General features: G+C 64.5%; 21 protein-coding genes and 1 riboswitch. Of the genes, 13 read left to right on the forward strand and 8 right to left on the reverse strand.

The window, feature by feature from the left end:
* Positions 1–40: 40 nt before the first annotated feature.
* From M1D32_RS09145 to M1D32_RS09155, 3 genes are all read right to left on the reverse strand, one after another.
* Entirely contained in the window at positions 41–799 is a 759-nt protein-coding gene (locus tag M1D32_RS09145; protein ID WP_458781896.1) for an SDR family NAD(P)-dependent oxidoreductase, read from the reverse strand.
* Positions 800–888: 89 nt separating this feature from the next.
* Entirely contained in the window at positions 889–2,409 is a 1,521-nt protein-coding gene (locus tag M1D32_RS09150; protein WP_458781897.1) for a DUF4389 domain-containing protein, read from the reverse strand.
* A gap of 47 nt (positions 2,410–2,456) precedes the next feature.
* On the reverse strand, positions 2,457–3,230 hold the full coding sequence (locus tag M1D32_RS09155) for a polysaccharide deacetylase family protein (RefSeq protein ID WP_458781898.1): 774 nt from the start codon (positions 3,228–3,230) through the stop codon (positions 2,457–2,459).
* 509 nt (positions 3,231–3,739) lie between these two features.
* Between M1D32_RS09155 and M1D32_RS09160 the strand changes: the two genes are divergently transcribed.
* From M1D32_RS09160 to M1D32_RS09185, 6 genes are all read left to right on the forward strand, one after another.
* On the forward strand, positions 3,740–3,952 hold the full coding sequence (locus M1D32_RS09160; protein ID WP_458781899.1) for a hypothetical protein: 213 nt from the start codon (positions 3,740–3,742) through the stop codon (positions 3,950–3,952).
* 84 nt (positions 3,953–4,036) lie between these two features.
* Positions 4,037–4,465, forward strand: a complete 429-nt coding sequence (locus tag M1D32_RS09165; RefSeq protein WP_458781900.1) for a hypothetical protein — start codon at positions 4,037–4,039, stop codon at positions 4,463–4,465.
* A 121-nt stretch (positions 4,466–4,586) separates the two neighbouring features.
* On the forward strand, positions 4,587–4,775 hold the full coding sequence (locus M1D32_RS09170; protein WP_458781901.1) for a hypothetical protein: 189 nt from the start codon (positions 4,587–4,589) through the stop codon (positions 4,773–4,775).
* Between the two features lie 67 nt (positions 4,776–4,842).
* Positions 4,843–5,769: a ribonuclease Z gene (locus M1D32_RS09175; RefSeq protein WP_458781902.1), complete on the forward strand. Its 927-nt coding sequence runs from the start codon at positions 4,843–4,845 to the stop codon at positions 5,767–5,769.
* A gap of 87 nt (positions 5,770–5,856) precedes the next feature.
* Entirely contained in the window at positions 5,857–7,299 is a 1,443-nt protein-coding gene (locus M1D32_RS09180) for an APC family permease (protein ID WP_458781903.1), read from the forward strand.
* Entirely contained in the window at positions 7,296–8,771 is a 1,476-nt protein-coding gene (locus M1D32_RS09185) for a protein adenylyltransferase SelO (RefSeq protein ID WP_458781904.1), read from the forward strand. The genes M1D32_RS09180 and M1D32_RS09185 overlap by 4 nt, the downstream gene beginning before the upstream one ends.
* Positions 8,772–8,886: 115 nt before the next feature.
* Here the strand turns inward: M1D32_RS09185 and M1D32_RS09190 are convergent, their stop codons facing one another.
* Complete coding sequence (locus M1D32_RS09190; protein ID WP_458781905.1) at positions 8,887–9,738, reverse strand: C40 family peptidase; 852 nt, start codon at positions 9,736–9,738, stop codon at positions 8,887–8,889.
* Between the two features lie 3 nt (positions 9,739–9,741).
* A riboswitch (cyclic di-AMP (ydaO/yuaA leader) is annotated at positions 9,742–9,904 on the reverse strand.
* 287 nt (positions 9,905–10,191) lie between these two features.
* Here M1D32_RS09190 and M1D32_RS09195 point away from each other — a divergent pair.
* From M1D32_RS09195 to M1D32_RS09210, 4 genes are all read left to right on the forward strand, one after another.
* Positions 10,192–10,470, forward strand: coding sequence for a dienelactone hydrolase family protein (locus M1D32_RS09195; RefSeq protein WP_458781906.1), 279 nt, complete (start codon positions 10,192–10,194; stop codon positions 10,468–10,470).
* A 146-nt stretch (positions 10,471–10,616) separates the two neighbouring features.
* A complete protein-coding gene (locus M1D32_RS09200) occupies positions 10,617–10,976 on the forward strand; it encodes a TraR/DksA family transcriptional regulator (protein WP_458781907.1) in 360 nt (119 codons plus the stop codon).
* Positions 10,928–11,542: a DNA alkylation repair protein gene (locus M1D32_RS09205; RefSeq protein WP_458781908.1), complete on the forward strand. Its 615-nt coding sequence runs from the start codon at positions 10,928–10,930 to the stop codon at positions 11,540–11,542. The genes M1D32_RS09200 and M1D32_RS09205 overlap by 49 nt, the downstream gene beginning before the upstream one ends.
* On the forward strand, positions 11,526–11,969 hold the full coding sequence (locus tag M1D32_RS09210) for a DUF1810 domain-containing protein (protein WP_458781909.1): 444 nt from the start codon (positions 11,526–11,528) through the stop codon (positions 11,967–11,969). The genes M1D32_RS09205 and M1D32_RS09210 overlap by 17 nt, the downstream gene beginning before the upstream one ends.
* Before the next feature lie 74 nt (positions 11,970–12,043).
* Here the strand turns inward: M1D32_RS09210 and M1D32_RS09215 are convergent, their stop codons facing one another.
* Both M1D32_RS09215 and M1D32_RS09220 read right to left on the reverse strand, forming a co-directional pair.
* Positions 12,044–12,937 carry a glucose 1-dehydrogenase gene (locus M1D32_RS09215; RefSeq protein ID WP_458781910.1) on the reverse strand — a complete coding sequence of 298 codons (894 nt, stop codon included), beginning with the start codon at positions 12,935–12,937 and terminating at the stop codon, positions 12,044–12,046.
* Positions 12,938–13,046: 109 nt separating this feature from the next.
* Positions 13,047–13,565: a metallophosphoesterase family protein gene (locus M1D32_RS09220; protein ID WP_458781911.1), complete on the reverse strand. Its 519-nt coding sequence runs from the start codon at positions 13,563–13,565 to the stop codon at positions 13,047–13,049.
* A 97-nt stretch (positions 13,566–13,662) separates the two neighbouring features.
* Here M1D32_RS09220 and M1D32_RS09225 point away from each other — a divergent pair, with 97 nt between their 5' ends.
* The gene (locus tag M1D32_RS09225) at positions 13,663–13,854 is read left to right on the forward strand and encodes a DUF1918 domain-containing protein (RefSeq protein WP_458781912.1); all 192 of its coding nucleotides are present in this window, start codon (positions 13,663–13,665) and stop codon (positions 13,852–13,854) included.
* A 50-nt stretch (positions 13,855–13,904) separates the two neighbouring features.
* Positions 13,905–14,414 (forward strand): NUDIX domain-containing protein, encoded by a 510-nt coding sequence (locus M1D32_RS09230; RefSeq protein ID WP_458781913.1) that lies wholly within the window; start codon positions 13,905–13,907, stop codon positions 14,412–14,414.
* A 12-nt stretch (positions 14,415–14,426) separates the two neighbouring features.
* Here M1D32_RS09230 and M1D32_RS09235 read toward each other — a convergent pair whose 3' ends face one another.
* Positions 14,427–15,104 carry an endonuclease/exonuclease/phosphatase family protein gene (locus M1D32_RS09235; protein ID WP_458781914.1) on the reverse strand — a complete coding sequence of 226 codons (678 nt, stop codon included), beginning with the start codon at positions 15,102–15,104 and terminating at the stop codon, positions 14,427–14,429.
* A gap of 170 nt (positions 15,105–15,274) precedes the next feature.
* On the opposite strand from M1D32_RS09235, the gene M1D32_RS09240 reads away from it, so the two are divergent.
* Positions 15,275–16,078 (forward strand): thioesterase family protein, encoded by an 804-nt coding sequence (locus M1D32_RS09240; protein WP_458781915.1) that lies wholly within the window; start codon positions 15,275–15,277, stop codon positions 16,076–16,078.
* Positions 16,079–16,127: 49 nt separating this feature from the next.
* Here the strand turns inward: M1D32_RS09240 and M1D32_RS09245 are convergent, their stop codons facing one another.
* Positions 16,128–16,520 carry a DUF2177 family protein gene (locus tag M1D32_RS09245; protein WP_458781916.1) on the reverse strand — a complete coding sequence of 131 codons (393 nt, stop codon included), beginning with the start codon at positions 16,518–16,520 and terminating at the stop codon, positions 16,128–16,130.
* Positions 16,521–16,526 lie beyond the last annotated feature (6 nt).

Raw genomic sequence — 16,526 nt, forward strand, 5'->3', positions numbered from 1 at the left:
CGAGGCCGCGCTGCGTGCTGCCGGGAGCAGACAGGATCCGTCAGACGGCGGTGTAACCTCCGTCGACCAGGTAGTAGCCGCCTGTCATGAAGGAGGCTTCTTCTGACAGCAGGAAGCAAACGAGGTGGGAGACTTCCTCTGCGGTACCTAAGCGATTGAGGGCGTGTTTGCCCTCCAGGACCTGCAGGACCTCCGGGCTGAGACTGCTTTCGACGAGCGGCGTCCGGATGTAGCCGGGGCCAACGGAATTGATCCGCAGTCCCTGGGGGCCGTACTCGGCCGCAGCATTCTTGGTGATCCCCACGACGCCGTGTTTGGCAGCGGTGTAGGCGCCGTTGCCGAGGGCAGCCACGGTGCCGTGGATGGAGGCCATGTTCACAATCGAACATCCCGCTGCGCCGGCCTCAAGCATCTGGGGGATCTGGTAACGCATCCCGTAGAGGACGCCATTGAGATTGATGCCGATAACCTTGTCCCATTCGTCGAGGTCCGTTTCACCCGCCGGTGCCTGCTTGCCGCCAATGCCGGCGTTGTTCACCGCCAAGTGCAATGCGCCATATGTATCCAAGGCGTGGCGGACGACCATTTCGGCGTCCTCCTTGCTGGCAGTGTCCTGCCTTACCGCCGAGGCAAGTCCGCCGGCGTCGGATATTTCCTGGCCAACACGCTGCGCCGCCTCTAGGTTGATATCACTGACGACGACGCTGGCCCCTTTCGCGGCTAACTCCTTGCTGATTGCTTCGCCAATGCCGGAGCCGCCTCCGGTGACAAGGGCGACTTTGCCGGTGAATTTTGCCATGTTGACTTCCTCTCAGTCGCCGCGACGTTGCGGCAATGCCCCCGGTTGCACGATGTGACCCACGCTACAGCCTGGAACTGGAAGCGGGCTTATTGCCCCGCCGTGCCCGGGAAGTCGTCGCCGGGAAGCGGCGCCGCGTCAGGTGGCGGGGACGGGACGGGCCGGGGAACTTCGCCGGGCCCCTGATCCAGCCGGAACGGCGGGTACTCATCACGCATCAGCGAGGTGTAGGCGAGGACCCGGTAGATCCAGCGGTTGATCCCGATGACCAGGTCGAACAGCGGGCGCAGGTACCGGCCGGTGAAGAGCAAGGCCACCACGGCAATCAGGACAAGCAACCCCAGCAGGGAGATCCCTGTTCCACGTTCATAGGTGGTCCCCAGGTCATCAACCTCCGCCTGCCAGGTCCACGTGGTGCCCGCGAGCGCGGCAACGATGAGCAGATGCGGGATTGCCAGGAGCCACCATTTGACCAGGACCAGCCCGCGGGAGAGCCGTTCGGGGTAATCCACTTCGAAGTCGGCAGGATAGTTTGTGCGCGCGAGGGTGAAGGGCGGGTAGGCGTCGGTGCCGGCGGCGGCGTAGGCGTAGAAGGCGACCCTCCAGTTCCACCGCAGGACTCCGACATTGAAGTTGAACAGTCGCCGCGGGTAGCGGCCGGTAAACAGGATGGCGAACCCTGCAACGATCGTGGTCACGAGGAACGCGAACCAGAGGAAGACGAGCACGATGACATGTGGAATGGCCAAAAACCATTTCACCAGCCACATCCATCGCGACAGGGCCGGGTCGAGTTCGCCGGCGAGCCGCGCCGGGTAGGGAGCAAGATCGACGGGTTCGGCGGGGTGGGGCTGGGCAAGCTGCACTGATCCCGGTGCAACCGGCGCTCCTGCTGCGGTGTCGGGCAAGGCCCCGCCTGGTCCCCGGGACGGCGGTCCCGCATGCCGGCCTAGTCCGACGGCTCCCAGAATGAGCAAGGGAATGCCGATCACCAGTGCAACAGCGCCTCCTATGAGCAGGCCCGTGGCTGCCGGCAGAATCAGGTCGGATCGGAACCCGGCCTGCACCTGGGAGTCTACGCCGAGGCTCGCATCGGCGTTCATGATCACGATAGCCCAGCTGCCCGCGGCAAGATCCCAGGTGAGCTCCTGTTCTCCGGAACCCGAGGCGGAGGCGGTCCAGAAGGTTTGTTCTTCCGGCGGGGACGGCACAGTGGTGCCCGGAATATCGCGGTATTCCGCGCGGAACGGCCGGCTGTCCACTTCAAGCAGCTCGGAGTGATGGACCCCTGCCAGGTACCGCTCGACGTCGGCCTGCGCACCGATGCCGATGAAGATGTCCTTGCCGGCCTCCGCCGAGGAGGCACGCAGCCTGAGCGTACCGACGTCGAAGGGCAGCCTTGGCGGAACGCCCTCGCCGACGGCATCCAGCCGGGGCGTGGTCAGTGCGTGTGACCCTACGGAAAGGCGGGCAGTCCCTGACGTCAGGTATCCGTCCCCCTGGGCGGACCCCACCAGGGACGCCGCGGCTCCTCCGGCCAGTACCGTCAAGCCAAGGAGCGAGATGAGGATCCCCAGGATGAGCATTATTACTGAAGCTGTTTTTTTCATGATGCTATGCCGCCTGTGTCTCGGGCGTATGCGGTCCGAAGTCCCTGCTAGCGCCCTGCTGTTTGTGACAGCACTTCGGCTGCACCTTGGGCTACCGTGACCACCCCAAGGCCACTGTCCCTGACAGCTTTCATGTCGGCATCGAGTACGGCTGTGTCCGTGGTGTAGGCGCCGCCGCCGATGTTCGCGCCTACCTCGTGGTAGGACAGGATCAGCCAGGTGTTCGTGGCTTTGGCCGTATCGATCCAGCCCTGGACGGTGGCCGTGCTGGTGGTGGATTCCACGAATTTCACCTTCAGGTTGTAGGCGTTGTAGCTGGTCCGCGTGTTGAAACCGGAGCTGTCAGTTCCGTCGTCGTCGTAGGCGCGGTGGTTGGAGTACACCTGCCGGATCGCCGCCAGGGTGGCACTGTTGTATTCGGCGTAGGGGGAAGCAAAACTGGTGGCGGCCGACGGGCCGAACATCTGCCGCAGCGTGGCCTGGCTTTCCGTGAGCTCGGAAGCGAGCTGGCCGGGGGAAAGCTCGCGGAGGTGCGGGTGCGTGACCGTGTGTGACGCGATTTCATGGCCCCGGTCAGCGAAGTCCTGAATCTGCTCCTGCGTCATATAGGCGGGCTGATCGTTGATGGCTCCCGCGATGATGTACATGGTGGCCGGAATCCCGTACTTGTCCAGGATCGGCAGTGCGTTTTCATGTTGGCTCGTCCAGCCGTCGTCGAAGGTAACGCTGATCAGTCCGCGATCAAATCCGTCAACTCTGGCAAAACCGCCGAGGGTCAGGACCAAAAGCATGGAGGCCAGCAAAGTCAGTAGTTTTTTCATCGGGGTGCCCCTGTTGCCGGCCGCTGGAAACTGCCGGGTCCGCCTCCTTGCGGGATGTCCAGCCATAGCGGCGCCTGTTTACTGTGATGCCCGCGAACTGCTGGGAGTTCGTGGGTGGCCCGCCCAGCGTATGGATAGTGTGCGCCGGATGGCACGGCTTGTCGATACCTAATTTGCGCCGAAACCGCGCGGAAATTCGTTGCGTTGAGCCGCGATGCGGCCCCGGCGATGCCGCCTCTACCTCGCCTGCCGATGGGAGAGTAGTCTTGGACCACCGTTAGGAAGCATGCGGCCACCATTGCAGACTGGGTGTGGATCTCCCCAGCGTTCCGGAGTGATGCTTAGCGGCTGCTTGAACTTCTCGGACTCTCCATATTTTTGCGCAGGCCGCCCCTCACTGGAGCGCCCGCCACCCGTAAGGGGCAAGACTTCCTGCCCATCCCCACCACCCAGCCGCGCAGGTCTCATCGCGGCATCAATGCATGACCAAAAACAAAAAAGGAATCCCCATGGACCCTGGGGCCGTTTTGGCGCTCATTGCCGGCTACATTGCAACCGGAGTAGCTGTTTTCCTGCTGTACTCGCCTGTGCTTGTCCTTGCGGTGGGGTTGCTGCTCACTGCCGGCCTGCTGCAACTTCTGGCATGGCCTTTTCTTATATTGATCCGCAAACTGCGCCGGAAGCCCGAGCCGCCGCAGGACGGATCGTGGCTTTTGCCTTAAGCGCCGTCTGGAGGTTCACACCACAAGCGGTTCGTCAGTATGCTTACTATTATCGGTAAAGCCGCTGAAGAGAAAGGCATCATCATGACGGAACAGAACCTGCCTGACGACGAACTTGAGATTGTCGAAGAGAATGACGTGCTCCTGGATGAGACCCCCGGCGCGGCTTCATCCCTTGAACTGGACCCCGTAACAAGCGGACAGCCTGACAGCTACCCCGGCGCTGCCGAGAACAACCCCGACCGCTGGCAGGAGGATCCGCTGCTCCAGGACGAAGTTTCCGGCGAGGAGGAGGATTTCCTCAGCGACCAGACCCTGCGCGATGACATGAAGGCGACCCGCGACGGGGCCGGTGATGAACTGCCGGCAAGCACGCCGACGCTGGGTGAGGCGGTTGCCGATGTGGACTTCGGCGAGGACCCCACCGGGGTGGAGGCCGATGCCAGCGACGACCAGGAAAACTTCGGCGGGTCACCCCTCAGCGAGTTCGACCCCGACGACATGGAGCGCTAGCACCAACGCCAAGCCTGCAACATGATTCGGCTCCAGCCCTAGCCGGAAATCGAAACTACGCTAAAATAATAAGCAGGCTGATGAATATCGGTTGGCAGGATCAAGACTGAAGGAGTTTCACATGAACTTGGGAAGCATGATCAGGAATGCCGCTGGACGCTTCGCAGGCAGGTCCGGCACCGGCGGAACAGTCCGCGGCACCGGAATGAATGCCGCAGGGCGGACGCCCAACACCACAGGCGCCATGGGCGGCCGAGCGGGCACGGGAGGCATGGCCAGCAAAATCATGGGCATGCTGAAGCGGCGCTGACCCTTCACTCTGAACCACGAAGCAGGTCCCGGATGATTCCGGAACCTGCTTTTTGGTCCCTGGAATTATGCGAGAACTTGTCGTCCTGGGCACCGCCTCCCAGGTCCCCACCCGGACCCGCAACCATAACGGCTACCTGCTTCGCTGGGATGGCCAGGGGTTGCTCTTCGACCCTGGCGAGGGAACGCAGCGCCAGATGATCCATGCAGGCGTCTCTGCAACCCAGATCACGCGCATCTGCCTCACCCACGTCCATGGTGACCACTGTTTCGGCCTTCCCGGCGTGCTGTCCCGCATGGCGCTGGACGGTGTGGCCCACCCCGTGCACCTGCACTACCCGGCCTCCGGCGAGGACGTGGTCCGTTCCCTGGTGTCCATCAGCTCGCCCGGGATAGACCTGCGGCTACACCCGCACGGCACGAGCGGGACTGTTGCAGAAGGCCTGGAGGTCCGGCCGCTAAAGCACCGCATCGAGACCTACGGCTACAGGCTGGTGGAACCGGATGGCCGCACCCTGCTGCCCGAGCGCCTTGCCGCAGCAGGGATCACAGGGACCGACGTCGGACGCCTCCAGCGTGAAACCACCCTGGCCGGCGTCCACGTTGACGATGTGAGCGTTCCCCGGCCGGGCCAGCGCTTCGCCTTCATTATGGACACTGCCCCCTGTACGGGCGCGGAGGACCTGGCGGACGGCGTCGACCTCCTCGTTGCGGAGTCCACCTTCAGCGACGAGGACGCCGCGCTCGCCGACCAGTACCGCCACCTCACCGCAGGGCAGGCTGGAGCGCTGGCCGGCGGCGGCAATGTCGGGACTTTGGTCCTGACGCACTTTTCGGCAAGGTACGACGACGTCAGCGGGTTGGGTGTCCAGGCCGGCGCCCGTGCCGCCCGGGCAAAGGTCATCACCCCGCACGACCTGCAACGGATTGCCTTTCCCAAGCGGCGGCGTTGGCAGCAACACCCCATCCTGACGGGTGGAGAGGGCCGGAGCTGATTATTGCCAAACCCAACCATCAGGTAGAGAGTGAATTATCCGGTATGCACCCCGGGCGCACCCGCCCACGTGTTGTGGAGGTCGACAATGAGCAAAACTTCCGAAGAAGTCTTCGACGCTACTCCTGAAGGAAAGGAACCCGAACTTAAACGGGTCCTTGGCCCCAAGCTCCTCCTGCTCTTCATTGTTGGCGACATCCTCGGCGCAGGCGTATACGCAGTCACAGGAACCATGGCAGGAACGGTGGGCGGCATCGTGTGGCTGCCGTTCCTCCTGGCCTTCGTGGTGGCCACCCTGACAGCCTTTTCCTACCTGGAGCTGGTCACTCAGTATCCGCAGGCCGCCGGTGCCGCCCTTTATACACACAAGGCATTCGGCATCCACTTCGTCACTTTCCTGGTTGCCTTCGCCGTGGTGTGTTCCGGCATCACCAGCGCCTCCACTTCGGCCAACGTCCTGGCCCAAAACCTGTTCGGCGGGTTCGAGATCAACGGATGGATGGGGGTTCCCGGGCAGGGTGTCATCACCGCAGTTGCGATGGGCTTTATGCTGCTCCTCGCCGCCATCAACCTCCGCGGTGTAGGGGAGAGCGTCAAGTTCAATGTGGTGCTCACGCTGGTGGAGATGGTCGCGCTGTGCATCGTGATCGGCGTCGGCTTCTTTGTGATGTCCCAAGGGACGGGGAACCCGGGCGAGATCTTCGTCTTCAACGACTACCAGGACAAGGGAATGTTCCTGGCCGTTACCGCAGCCACCTCCATCGCATTCTTCGCCATGGTGGGCTTCGAGGACTCGGTCAACATGGTGGAGGAGACGCAAAACCCTGAGAAGATCTTTCCCCGAACCATGCTTACGGGCCTGGGTATTGCGGTGCTGCTGTACATGCTAGTGGCGGTCTCAGTGGTGAGCGTCCTGTCGCCGACGGAACTTGAAGGTATCAGGGAAGCCGAGGGCGCTGCCCTGCTGGAAGTGGTGCATAAAGGCTCACCCGATTTCCCGATCGACAGGATCTTCCCGTTCCTGGCGGTCTTTGCCGTGGCCAATACGGCGCTGATCAACATGCTGATGGCAAGCCGCCTCATTTACGGCATGGCACGCCAGCGCGTCCTGCCACGTGCCCTCGGGAAAGTCCTGCTGGTCCGCCGCACGCCGTGGGCAGGCATCCTCTTCTCAACCGTCCTGGCACTGGGGCTCATCCTGTACGTGACCAGCGATCCGGAAAGCAACATCGTGGCCAACCTCTCCGGCACCACCGCCTTCCTGCTGCTGTGTGTCTTCACGGTAGTGAACGTGGCGTGCGTGGTGCTGCGCCGCAAACGGGACCCCAACCGGAAGGTGTTCTTCACCTCGCCGGGGCAACTGCCGCTGGTGGCCGCCCTGTTGTGCGCCTTCCTTGCCGGTCCGTGGGTTGGCCGGAACGTCATTCAGTACCAGATTGCCGGTGGGCTCATGGCCATCGGCGTGGTGCTCTGGTTCGTCACATGGCTGATCAACCGGAAAACCAACCAACAGGAAAGGCCTAACCAATGACAGCTGCCGCAGAATCAACTGTCACCTTTGACGGACGCTTTGCCAGGGAACTGTCCGAGCTCGCTGTTCCTTGGCAGGCAGAGGAAGCCCCCGAGCCGAAGCTGCTCATCCTCAACGACGCACTGGCAAGGGAGTTGGGGCTCGATCCGGAATACCTCCGGTCCCCGGAAGGCGTACGGCTCCTCCTGGGGAACCACGTTCCGGAGGGATCGACGCCGGTAGCCCAGGCGTACGCCGGCCACCAGTTCGGCGGCTACTCGCCACTGCTGGGCGACGGGCGTGCCCTTCTTCTCGGCGAGGTGACCGACAAGGAGGGCAGGCTACGGGACGTGCACCTGAAAGGTTCCGGCCGCACGCCGTTCGCCCGCGCCGGGGACGGCCGCGCCGTCGTCGGACCCATGCTCCGGGAGTACGTCATCAGCGAGGCGATGCACGCCCTGGGCATCCCCTCAACGCGATCCCTTGCCGTCGTTGGCACCGGCCGCCCCGTCCGCCGCGACACCATGCTTCCCGGGGCAGTGCTCACAAGGGTCGCCAGCAGCCATCTCCGTGTGGGCAGCTTCCAGTACGCAAGGGCCACCGAAAACATGGACCTCCTGCGCCGATTGGGGGACCATGCGATCCGCCGCCACTACCCGGATGCCGTCAAGGCGGAAAACCCCTACCTCGAACTCTTCGAACGGGTGGTGGCCGCCCAGGCGTCGCTGGTGGCGCAGTGGATGCTGGTGGGCTTCGTCCACGGCGTCATGAACACGGACAATATGACCATTTCCGGAGAAACCATCGACTACGGGCCCTGCGCCTTTATGGACGCCTTCAATCCGGCCGCGGTCTACAGCTCCATCGACGTCGGCGGGCGCTATGCGTACGCCAACCAGCCCGTCATCGCCGAATGGAACCTCGCCCGCCTGGCCGAGGCAATGCTGCCCCTCTTCAACGAGGACCAGGAACAGGCCGTGGCCCCTGCCGTGGAGGCACTGGGGAAGTTCCGCCGCCAGTACAGCGATGCCTGGTTCGCCGGCATGAAAACCAAGCTTGGATTGGCAGAGGCCCCAGCGGGAACCCCTGAGGCTGAAGAAGCCTCGGAGGTGGTGGACGGGCTGGTGGCACTCCTGAAGGATGGGCCGGTGGATTACACGTCGTTTTTCCGGAACCTGGCTCATGCGGCAAGGGGAAATGAACGCCCGGCCCGCGGCATGGTCCTTGACCTTGCTGCCTTCGATTCATGGGCGGAGCGGTGGCGTGCCCAGCAGCCCGACGCGGCCTTGATGGACCGCGTCAACCCCGCCTACATACCCCGGAACCACCTGGTGGAGGAAGCGCTCGCCGCAGCAACGGAGGGAGACCTCGAGCCCTTCAACCAACTCCTCGACGTGGTCCGCGACCCCTTCCACGAGCAGCCGGGGCGCGAACGTTACGCCGAGGGAGCACCGGAGGACTTTGGCAGCTACCAGACCTTCTGCGGCACCTGAGCACGCCCGGCATCTGCTGGCCTACAGCCAGGAGAACCGGGCGCCAAGACGGCAACAACAAAACAGGGGCGGCAGTCGGGAAATCCCGTCTGCCGCCCCTGTTCGGGTGGTGTGACTACGCTACGCGGACGAAGGAAGCGCCGCTGAGCCAGCTAATGGAGTGGACTTCGGTCTTGAAACCGTCCACGCCACCGCTGACAACCTGGCCGTTGCCGGCGAAGACGCCGACGTGGCCCGCGGTGATCACCAGGTCACCGGGAGCAGGGGTGCCCACGGTGGTGCCGTACTGGTAGAACTGGCCCGGGGCGAGGTCGCCAACGCTCTTGCCCACGGCGCGGAGAGCCTTCTCCACCATGGCGGTGCAGTCCTGCTGGACGCCCAGCTGGCCGTAAGCGTTCGCCAGGATGGCTGCGCCGGTGCCGGTGCCGGTGACTGCGGGAGCTGCCGGAGCAGGTGCTGCCGGAGCAGGCGCCGCCGTGGAGGCGTAGGACAGGTTCATGCCGGTGTTTGCAGGAGCAGCAGCAGCCTTGGCGGGAGCCGGAGCAGCGGCCGGAGCGGCTGCCACGAAGCCAGCGCCGGGGATCTGGATCTGGTCGCCGGGGTAGATGATGGTGTCGATCGACAGCCCGTTGGCGGACAGAACATCATTCAGGGCTACACCGTTGGCGGCCGAGATGGCGCCCAGGGTGTCGCCGGAGACTACGGTGTGCACGTTGGCTGCAGCTGCTGCGGGGGCAGCCACTGCAGCAGCCGGTGCTGCATAAGCCTGCGTGTTGGTGGTCTCAGTGGTGTCCGGACCGGTGACGCCTGCGTGGGCAGGGGCGCCAACACCGAAGGCAATGCCGGAAGCTGCGGCTACGGCGAGCGCCGGGCGGCCAAGCGACTTGGCTGAGACAGCCAGGCCCTGGAGCGCGATGGAGCGGGCCGGAGTCGCGCGGTGACGGGCGGTGGTGGAATTTTTTGACACGGTTGATCGCCTCTCCCATGCCTGCGGGGTGAGCTGTCGGGTTCGGGTTGGAGATACCCGGCCGGAAGTAACTCCGAAAAAACGGAAGCACTATCGACTTAACCCCAAGGCCTCGTATGAGGCCGCGGAAACTTGGTTCCCCCGTCCCTGCCAGCTGGAAACGATTGAATCCCGGTTCAGTGGCAGGGCTCGGCATACTGACGGGAATGTCCCGTCTGAGAGGGACACCTGAAGACCATAGCCTGATTCCGGACACATTGTCACGTTTGGGTAACATACGAGGTGCGCCTATCGTATTTAGCCATCGACTAGATTCATCTCCCATGCCCGCCTGACCACGCGAAATAGGCGCGCCGCGCAGACTGCGGTGTTCTTTGTCACAAAGTCATAAAGGCGCCCTGAAAACGGCCTGTTGGCGGCGTCACCTGGTATGCGGCCACCGAGTTGGACGGGTTGAAAGCCACCGCGGCGTTCTATGGGCCCGCCCCTGACACGGGCAAAGTGCCGGACATCAAGGCCGCCGTTTTCGGGGTCTACGCTGAACGCGATCAACGCATCACTGGCGCGATGCCTGCCCTGAAGGACGCGCTGGCAGCCACTGACGTAGTCCATCAGCTCACGGTCTACCCGGGCCGACACGCCTTCCACACCGATACCGGCGACCGCTATAACGAAACCCAGGCTCCGGCGGCATGGAACGACACCCTGGCGTGGTTCGGCCGCCACCTCTAGGAGCGGCATGCGCGGCTGGCGTGCGGAAGGCGGATGTTTCTCCGCTCCATAACGAGAAACGCCGGTTTTCATTGACGGCTCGCCGTGCGCCGCCCCAAACCGCCCGGTGGCGAGGAACTGGTCCTGACGCCGCGTAGGCTTTTGCCATGCCCGACTTTGAACGGTTCCGGATCCTGCTCGAGGAGGAGCGGGAGCGGAAAGTGGCGCTCCTGCCGGCCCTCCGTGCAGACATCGCCGCCGCAAATTCAGCGCGCCAGGACTCGAACGTGGACGACGAACATGACCCGGAGGGCTCCACCATCGCCTTCGAGCTGTCCCAGGCGTCCGCCCTGCTGAAGCAAAGCAGCGCAGGGCTTGACCAGGTGGACGCCGCTTTGGCTCGAATCGCCGACGGCACCTACGGGACCTGCGCCGTCTGCGGGGAAGCCATCGCCGAAGGCAGGCTCGAGGCACGGCCATGGACCCCGTTCTGCATCCGGCACGCATCGGCAGGCCGCAGCCGGTGAGCAACGGCGTGGAGCAGATAGCGGCTGCTGCAGGATTCATTGACCGGACGCTGCAGAACGAGGGGTCCTGGTATCGGGCGGACGACGTCGAGAGCCGGCTGGGCGGGCAGCTTGCCTCCTACGGCTCCTCCGTGGGTGCTGTGCGCGGAACCGTCCGCGACGCCCTGCGGAAGTACAAGAACTTTGACCACGACGCCGTGGTACAGCTGGCATCCGCCCTGTGGGGCCAGCCCCGGCCCGGCTCCAGGCCGGTCTTTGAGCGCCGGCTCGCCGCCGTGGTGCTCCTCCAGTCCAAGGTGCCGCTCCTGCGCCATTCGGACCTGACCCGGATCGAAGGCTTCCTGCGGTCTGCCGGTACGGGCGAACTGACGGAGCCCCTGCTGGCTGACGTTGTGGTGCCGTTCCTGGCACGGCTCGGCGGGCGTGACCGGCAGCGCGCACATGTTGTCCTCGCCCGCTGGCGGACGGACCCCGACGGCGGGCTGCGCAGTGCCGCCGCCTTCATCGGGCAGCAATCCACCCCCGAACCCCCACCACAAGGAGACACGCATGAACGATCCCTATAACCTGGACCGGTTTGTCGCCGGGCAGGACAGCGGCGGAGCATACGATCAGGCCCTGGCGGAACTGCAGCTGGGCAGCAAATCCGGCCACTGGATGTGGTTCATCTTTCCGCAGATCGCGGGCCTGGGCCACAGCGAGATGTCCCGCCGGTATGCCATCAGCTCCGTTGCCGAGGCCCGGGAGTACCTGGACCATCCGGTGCTGGGCCCGCGGCTGCTCGACTGCGCCCTAGCCGTCACCAACCATGCAGGCCGCCCTGCGGAGGACATTCTCGGCAGTATCGACGCCCGGAAGCTGCATTCGTCCATGACCCTTTTCCTCCGCGCAGCTCCCGGGGAAACCGTCTTCAAAACCGTGCTGGCCCGGTTCTTCGATGGTCAGCCCGATGCCGCTACCGATGAGCTGCTGGCCGGCAAGGACGAACAGTAGGCCAACTCAAGCACGGACGGCGGCGCCCTGCGCAATTGCGCAAGGCGCCGCCGTCGGGGCCCGTTTGTTGCCTGCTACGGTGAGGGGCTGCCGCCGTTGACGTTCAGCGTTTCCCCGATGACGTAGCTGGACTCAGGTGATGCCAGGAAGACATACGCCGGGGCGAGCTCTGCCGGCTGGCCGGCCCGGCCCAGGGGGGTGGATTGGCCGAACTCCGGCAGTTCCTCCTTGGGCTGGCCGCTGCTGACCTGCAGCGGCGTCCAGATGGGCCCCGGAGCTACGGCGTTGACGCGGATGCCCTTCGGCGCGAGCTGCTGGGCGAGTCCCTTGGTGAAGTTGTTGATGCTTCCCTTGGTGGTGGCGTAGTCCAGCAGCGTGGGGGACGGGTTGTAGGCCTGGATGGACGTGGTGTTGATGATAGTTGACCCTGCCGGCATGTGCGGGAGGGCAGCCTTGGTCAGCCAGAACATCGCGTACACGTTGGTCTTCAGGGTGTGGTCGAACTGCTCGTCCGTGATCGCGGTCAGTTCCTCCTGCGCCACCTGCTTGCCGGCATTGTTGACCAGGATGTCCACCCCGCCGAGCACGGCCACTGCGGTGTCAACCACTTCGCGGCAGACGTTCGGGTCCTTCAGGTCCCCGGGGACCTTGACAGCCTTGCGGCCGGCGGCCTCGACAAGTCCCGCGATGCGGGCTGCGTCCTCTTCCTCCTCCGGCAGGTAGGACAGGACGACGTCGGCCCCCTCGCGGGCGAAGGCGATGGCAGTGGCCGCCCCGATTCCGGAGTCGGCGCCGGTCACGATAGCCTTCCTGCCGTCCAGCCGGCCGGTCCCGCGGTACGTGTTCTCGCCGAGGTCCGCTTTGGGCTCGAGCTCAGCGTCCAGCCCCGGCTCTGGCTGGTGCTGCTCCGGTGGAGAGATTTTTCCGTAGGCGGTTACGGGATCGCGGAAAGTGTACTGGTCCGTCATGGTGGTCCTCCTGTTGGGTAGGGGTGGAACACGGCAAAACTAAGCATGCTTACCGTTCCAAGCCTAGGCACTCCGGCCCGTCCCTGCCAACCCGCAGTGCACTACTGCTTCAGCCAAGTTCCGAGTCCCGGCGGACCTCCACCAGCCTGACATCCCGCAGGCTTCCCGAGTCCACCACCGCCGTGATGTACGTGCAGGCAGGCTGGCGCCGCCGGTCGGTGGGGGAGCCGGGGTTGAGCAGCCGCAGCCCCCCTGGCGACGTGGTATCCCACGGAATGTGGCTGTGCCCGAAGACCAGCACATCGGCGTCCGGATAACGTGCCTCGCACCGGGCTTCCCGGCCTTTCGCCTGGCCGGTTTCGTGCACCATGGCGAAGCGGACACCCTCAAGTGTGGCGGTGGCCGTTTCGGGCAGCCGACCGCGCAGGTCGGGGCCGTCGTTGTTGCCGTAGACACCAATCAGGCGGCGGCTGCGGCGCTCTAGCTGGTCCAGCAGTTCCGCCGTCACCCAGTCGCCGGCATGGAACACCACATCGGCGCTTTCGACGGCGGCCCACAGTTGCGCCGGAAGTGCCTTGGCGCGCTTGGGCACATGGGTATCAGCGAGCAGGAGAAGGTTCAGCGGCATGGGAAAATCCTGCCATGCCGCCCGGCCACGAAGGTCCTTTCCTTTGGCATTGTTCCTCATGGCGGGCAGTCGTAATCTGGGGCTGGAGGTGATAGCCATGGAGGCTGCACAGGGTGACAGGATCATCGTTCACGGAAGGACCGTCGGGTCCACGGACCGGCACGGGGTGATTCTCGAAGTCCGCGGCCAGGGCGGAACGCCACCGTACCTGGTCCGCTTTGACGACGGCCACGAAACCATCATGTACCCCGGCGGTGATTTCGCCGTCGAACGCGGCAACGCGCACTAGCGCCGCAGCCAGTGATGCACCGTTTCCGGTCCACCTGTCAAACTGGAGCGATGGATCACTCACTGACTTCCACACCGTCTTCCACCCCGCCTGTCCGTACCGGCCCGCGCGATCCCGGTGACGCCTGGGTTGATGGGGAACATGGACGGTACTGGGGCAGGTTCGGCGCGGCCGGGGTGCTCGCCTACGACCCCGGCAAGGGTGTGCTCCTGCAGCACCGTGCCATCTGGAGCCATAACGGCGGAACCTGGGGACTGCCCGGCGGGGCGCTCCACAAAGGCGAGGATGCCGTTGTTGGCGCGCTGCGTGAGGCCTACGAGGAGGCCGCGGTGCCCCCGGAGAGCGTTGCCGTGCTGTTCACCTCGGTACTGGACCTGGACTACTGGTCCTACACCACGGTGGTGGTGCTGGTGAAGGAGCCGTTTGATCCGGTGATCAGCGATCCGGAGAGCATTGAACTGCTGTGGATTCCGCTGGCGGACGTGGAAAGCAAGGAGCTGCACCCCGGGTTCGCGTCCGCGTGGCCGGACCTGCGGGAGCGGCTCGTTTCCGGCACTTAGCCGGGACGCCCGTCAGTAGTCGGGGCCGTATTCGGCGTGGACCAGGATGGGCAGGTGGTCCGAGTTGCCGCGCGGGAGGGTCTCCACGCTGGTGATGTCCAGCCCCAGTGACGTGGCGAAATCGAAGTGGCCCTTGAAGACCTTGTAGCGGGTATACGTGCGCCGGTTGCTCAGCGAGAGCGCATAGCCCGAGTTCTTCATGTGGACGTGCAGGTTCTTGGTGAAAAACGGGTAGTTGAAATCTCCCACCATCAGCGTCATCAGTCCCTTGCCCATGCTCAGGAGCTCCGCGTGGGCGGCGTGGATCTGCTTCCGCCGCAGTGAGTTGGAGGCCGTCAGGGGGGCGGCGTGGAAGGAACCGATCACCAGTTCGTGCTGGGTCTCGTTGTCCATCACGCGGGTCCCGATGAGCCGTTCGTGAGCCGGTGCCAGCACGCGGTCATGCATCGACTTCTTCAACGCGAAGGACTGGGTGTCCAGGGCGGTGAACCGGCTGGTGCGGTAGTAGATGGCGAGCCCGAGCCGGTTTCCCTTGGTGACGTCCGCGAGGTGCAGCGGGCCAAGGGTCTCCGGGAGGTCGCTGGAATCTACCTCCTGGAGGCAGAGCGCATCAATATCGTGGTTCCGGGCCAGGGCAAGGAGTTCGCCGCTTGCCTTGTGCTTGCGGAGGTTGTAACTGATGACGCGCATGGAACACCTCTTCCGAGGGTTGCTGACAGGACCAGTTCCTGAGTCTACCCAGAGGACAGCCCCCAGGCTTCAACATTTCTCCGCGTCGGATGGCGGCTCCTGGCGGCGGTCCAGGAGCAAAACGATAGAGTTATTGGCAATTCACTGACTTCTCCTTCGAAGGGCACCCGTTGACTGTTGATCTGCCTGAACTGGCTGAGGGAAACTTCTATTACCGGTCTCTGGGTGATGGCCGTTTCCGCTCCACCATCCACGCCCAGGGCGCCTGGAACGTGCACGAGCAGCACATGGCGCCGGCCTCCGGGCTGATGGCCGACAGCCTCGAACGGCACCAGCCGCGGCCGGACATGCGGATGGCCCGGCTCAGCTTCGAGATCCTGGGCCTGATCCCCGGCGGCGAATTCCACATTGAGACCACCATGCTGCGGCCGGGCAGGACCATCGAACTGCTCCAGGCCGAACTGGTTGCAGCCGGGCGCACAGCGATCCGTGCCACCGCCTGGCGGCTGGTCACCAGTGATACTTCCGAGGTGGCCGCGGTGGAAGACGCCGCCATTCCCGGGCCCGACGAATGCAAGCCCTACGACGGAGCGTCAGTATGGCCGGGCGGCTATATCCGCTCCCTTGAAATGCGCGTCGCGGAAGGGCACCGGCCGGGAGCCGGCAAGGTATGGCTGCGCACTGACCATCCCCTCACAGACCGCGAAGACAGCGGCGACCTCGCGCGGCTGATGGGGCTGGTGGACACCGCCAACGGCATCGCTGCCCGGGTACCCCCTGGCAAGGACAGCTACGCATTCCCCAACCTGGATCTGCAGATCCATATGTACCGCCGCCCCGAAGGGGAATGGCTGGGGCTGGACAACGCCGTCTCGTTCGGCCTGGACGGCATCGGCCTCACCTCAACGGTGCTGCACGACCTCAAGGGCCCCTTCGGCCGGGCGGAGCAGATCCTGACCGTGCGCAGGACATAAGGCGGCACCGGCGTGACTCCAGGGGGACGTTATTCCGGCCCGGGCCGGGTCAGCTCCGGCCTTGGAAGACAAGCCATCCGGCGAGGGTGGACAACCCCGTCAGCGCGGCGCCCCAGAGCATGTCCACCACAATCAGCTGCAACGGCCACATCTTAAGCGTGGCCGCATTGGTCAGGTCATAGGTAGCGTACGCGAAGGCGCCCAGTGCCGCGCCGTAGCCCAGCGCCGTGAGCCAGCTGCCGCCGTCGAGCGCGGGCCGGAGGGCAAAGAAGACAATTCCGGCGATGTAAATGACGTAGAAGGCAACCGCGTACCCTAGGTGTGGCTTGTCCGCCAGCAGATCACCGATGTGGCTCCGGTAGAACGGGTTCATCAGCTTGAGCCAAACGGCGTCAATGACTGCGAACGCGGCGGCAACAACAAGGAATTGCAAGATGACCATAGGGGA

Source organism: Arthrobacter sp. D3-16 (genome assembly GCF_054408515.1).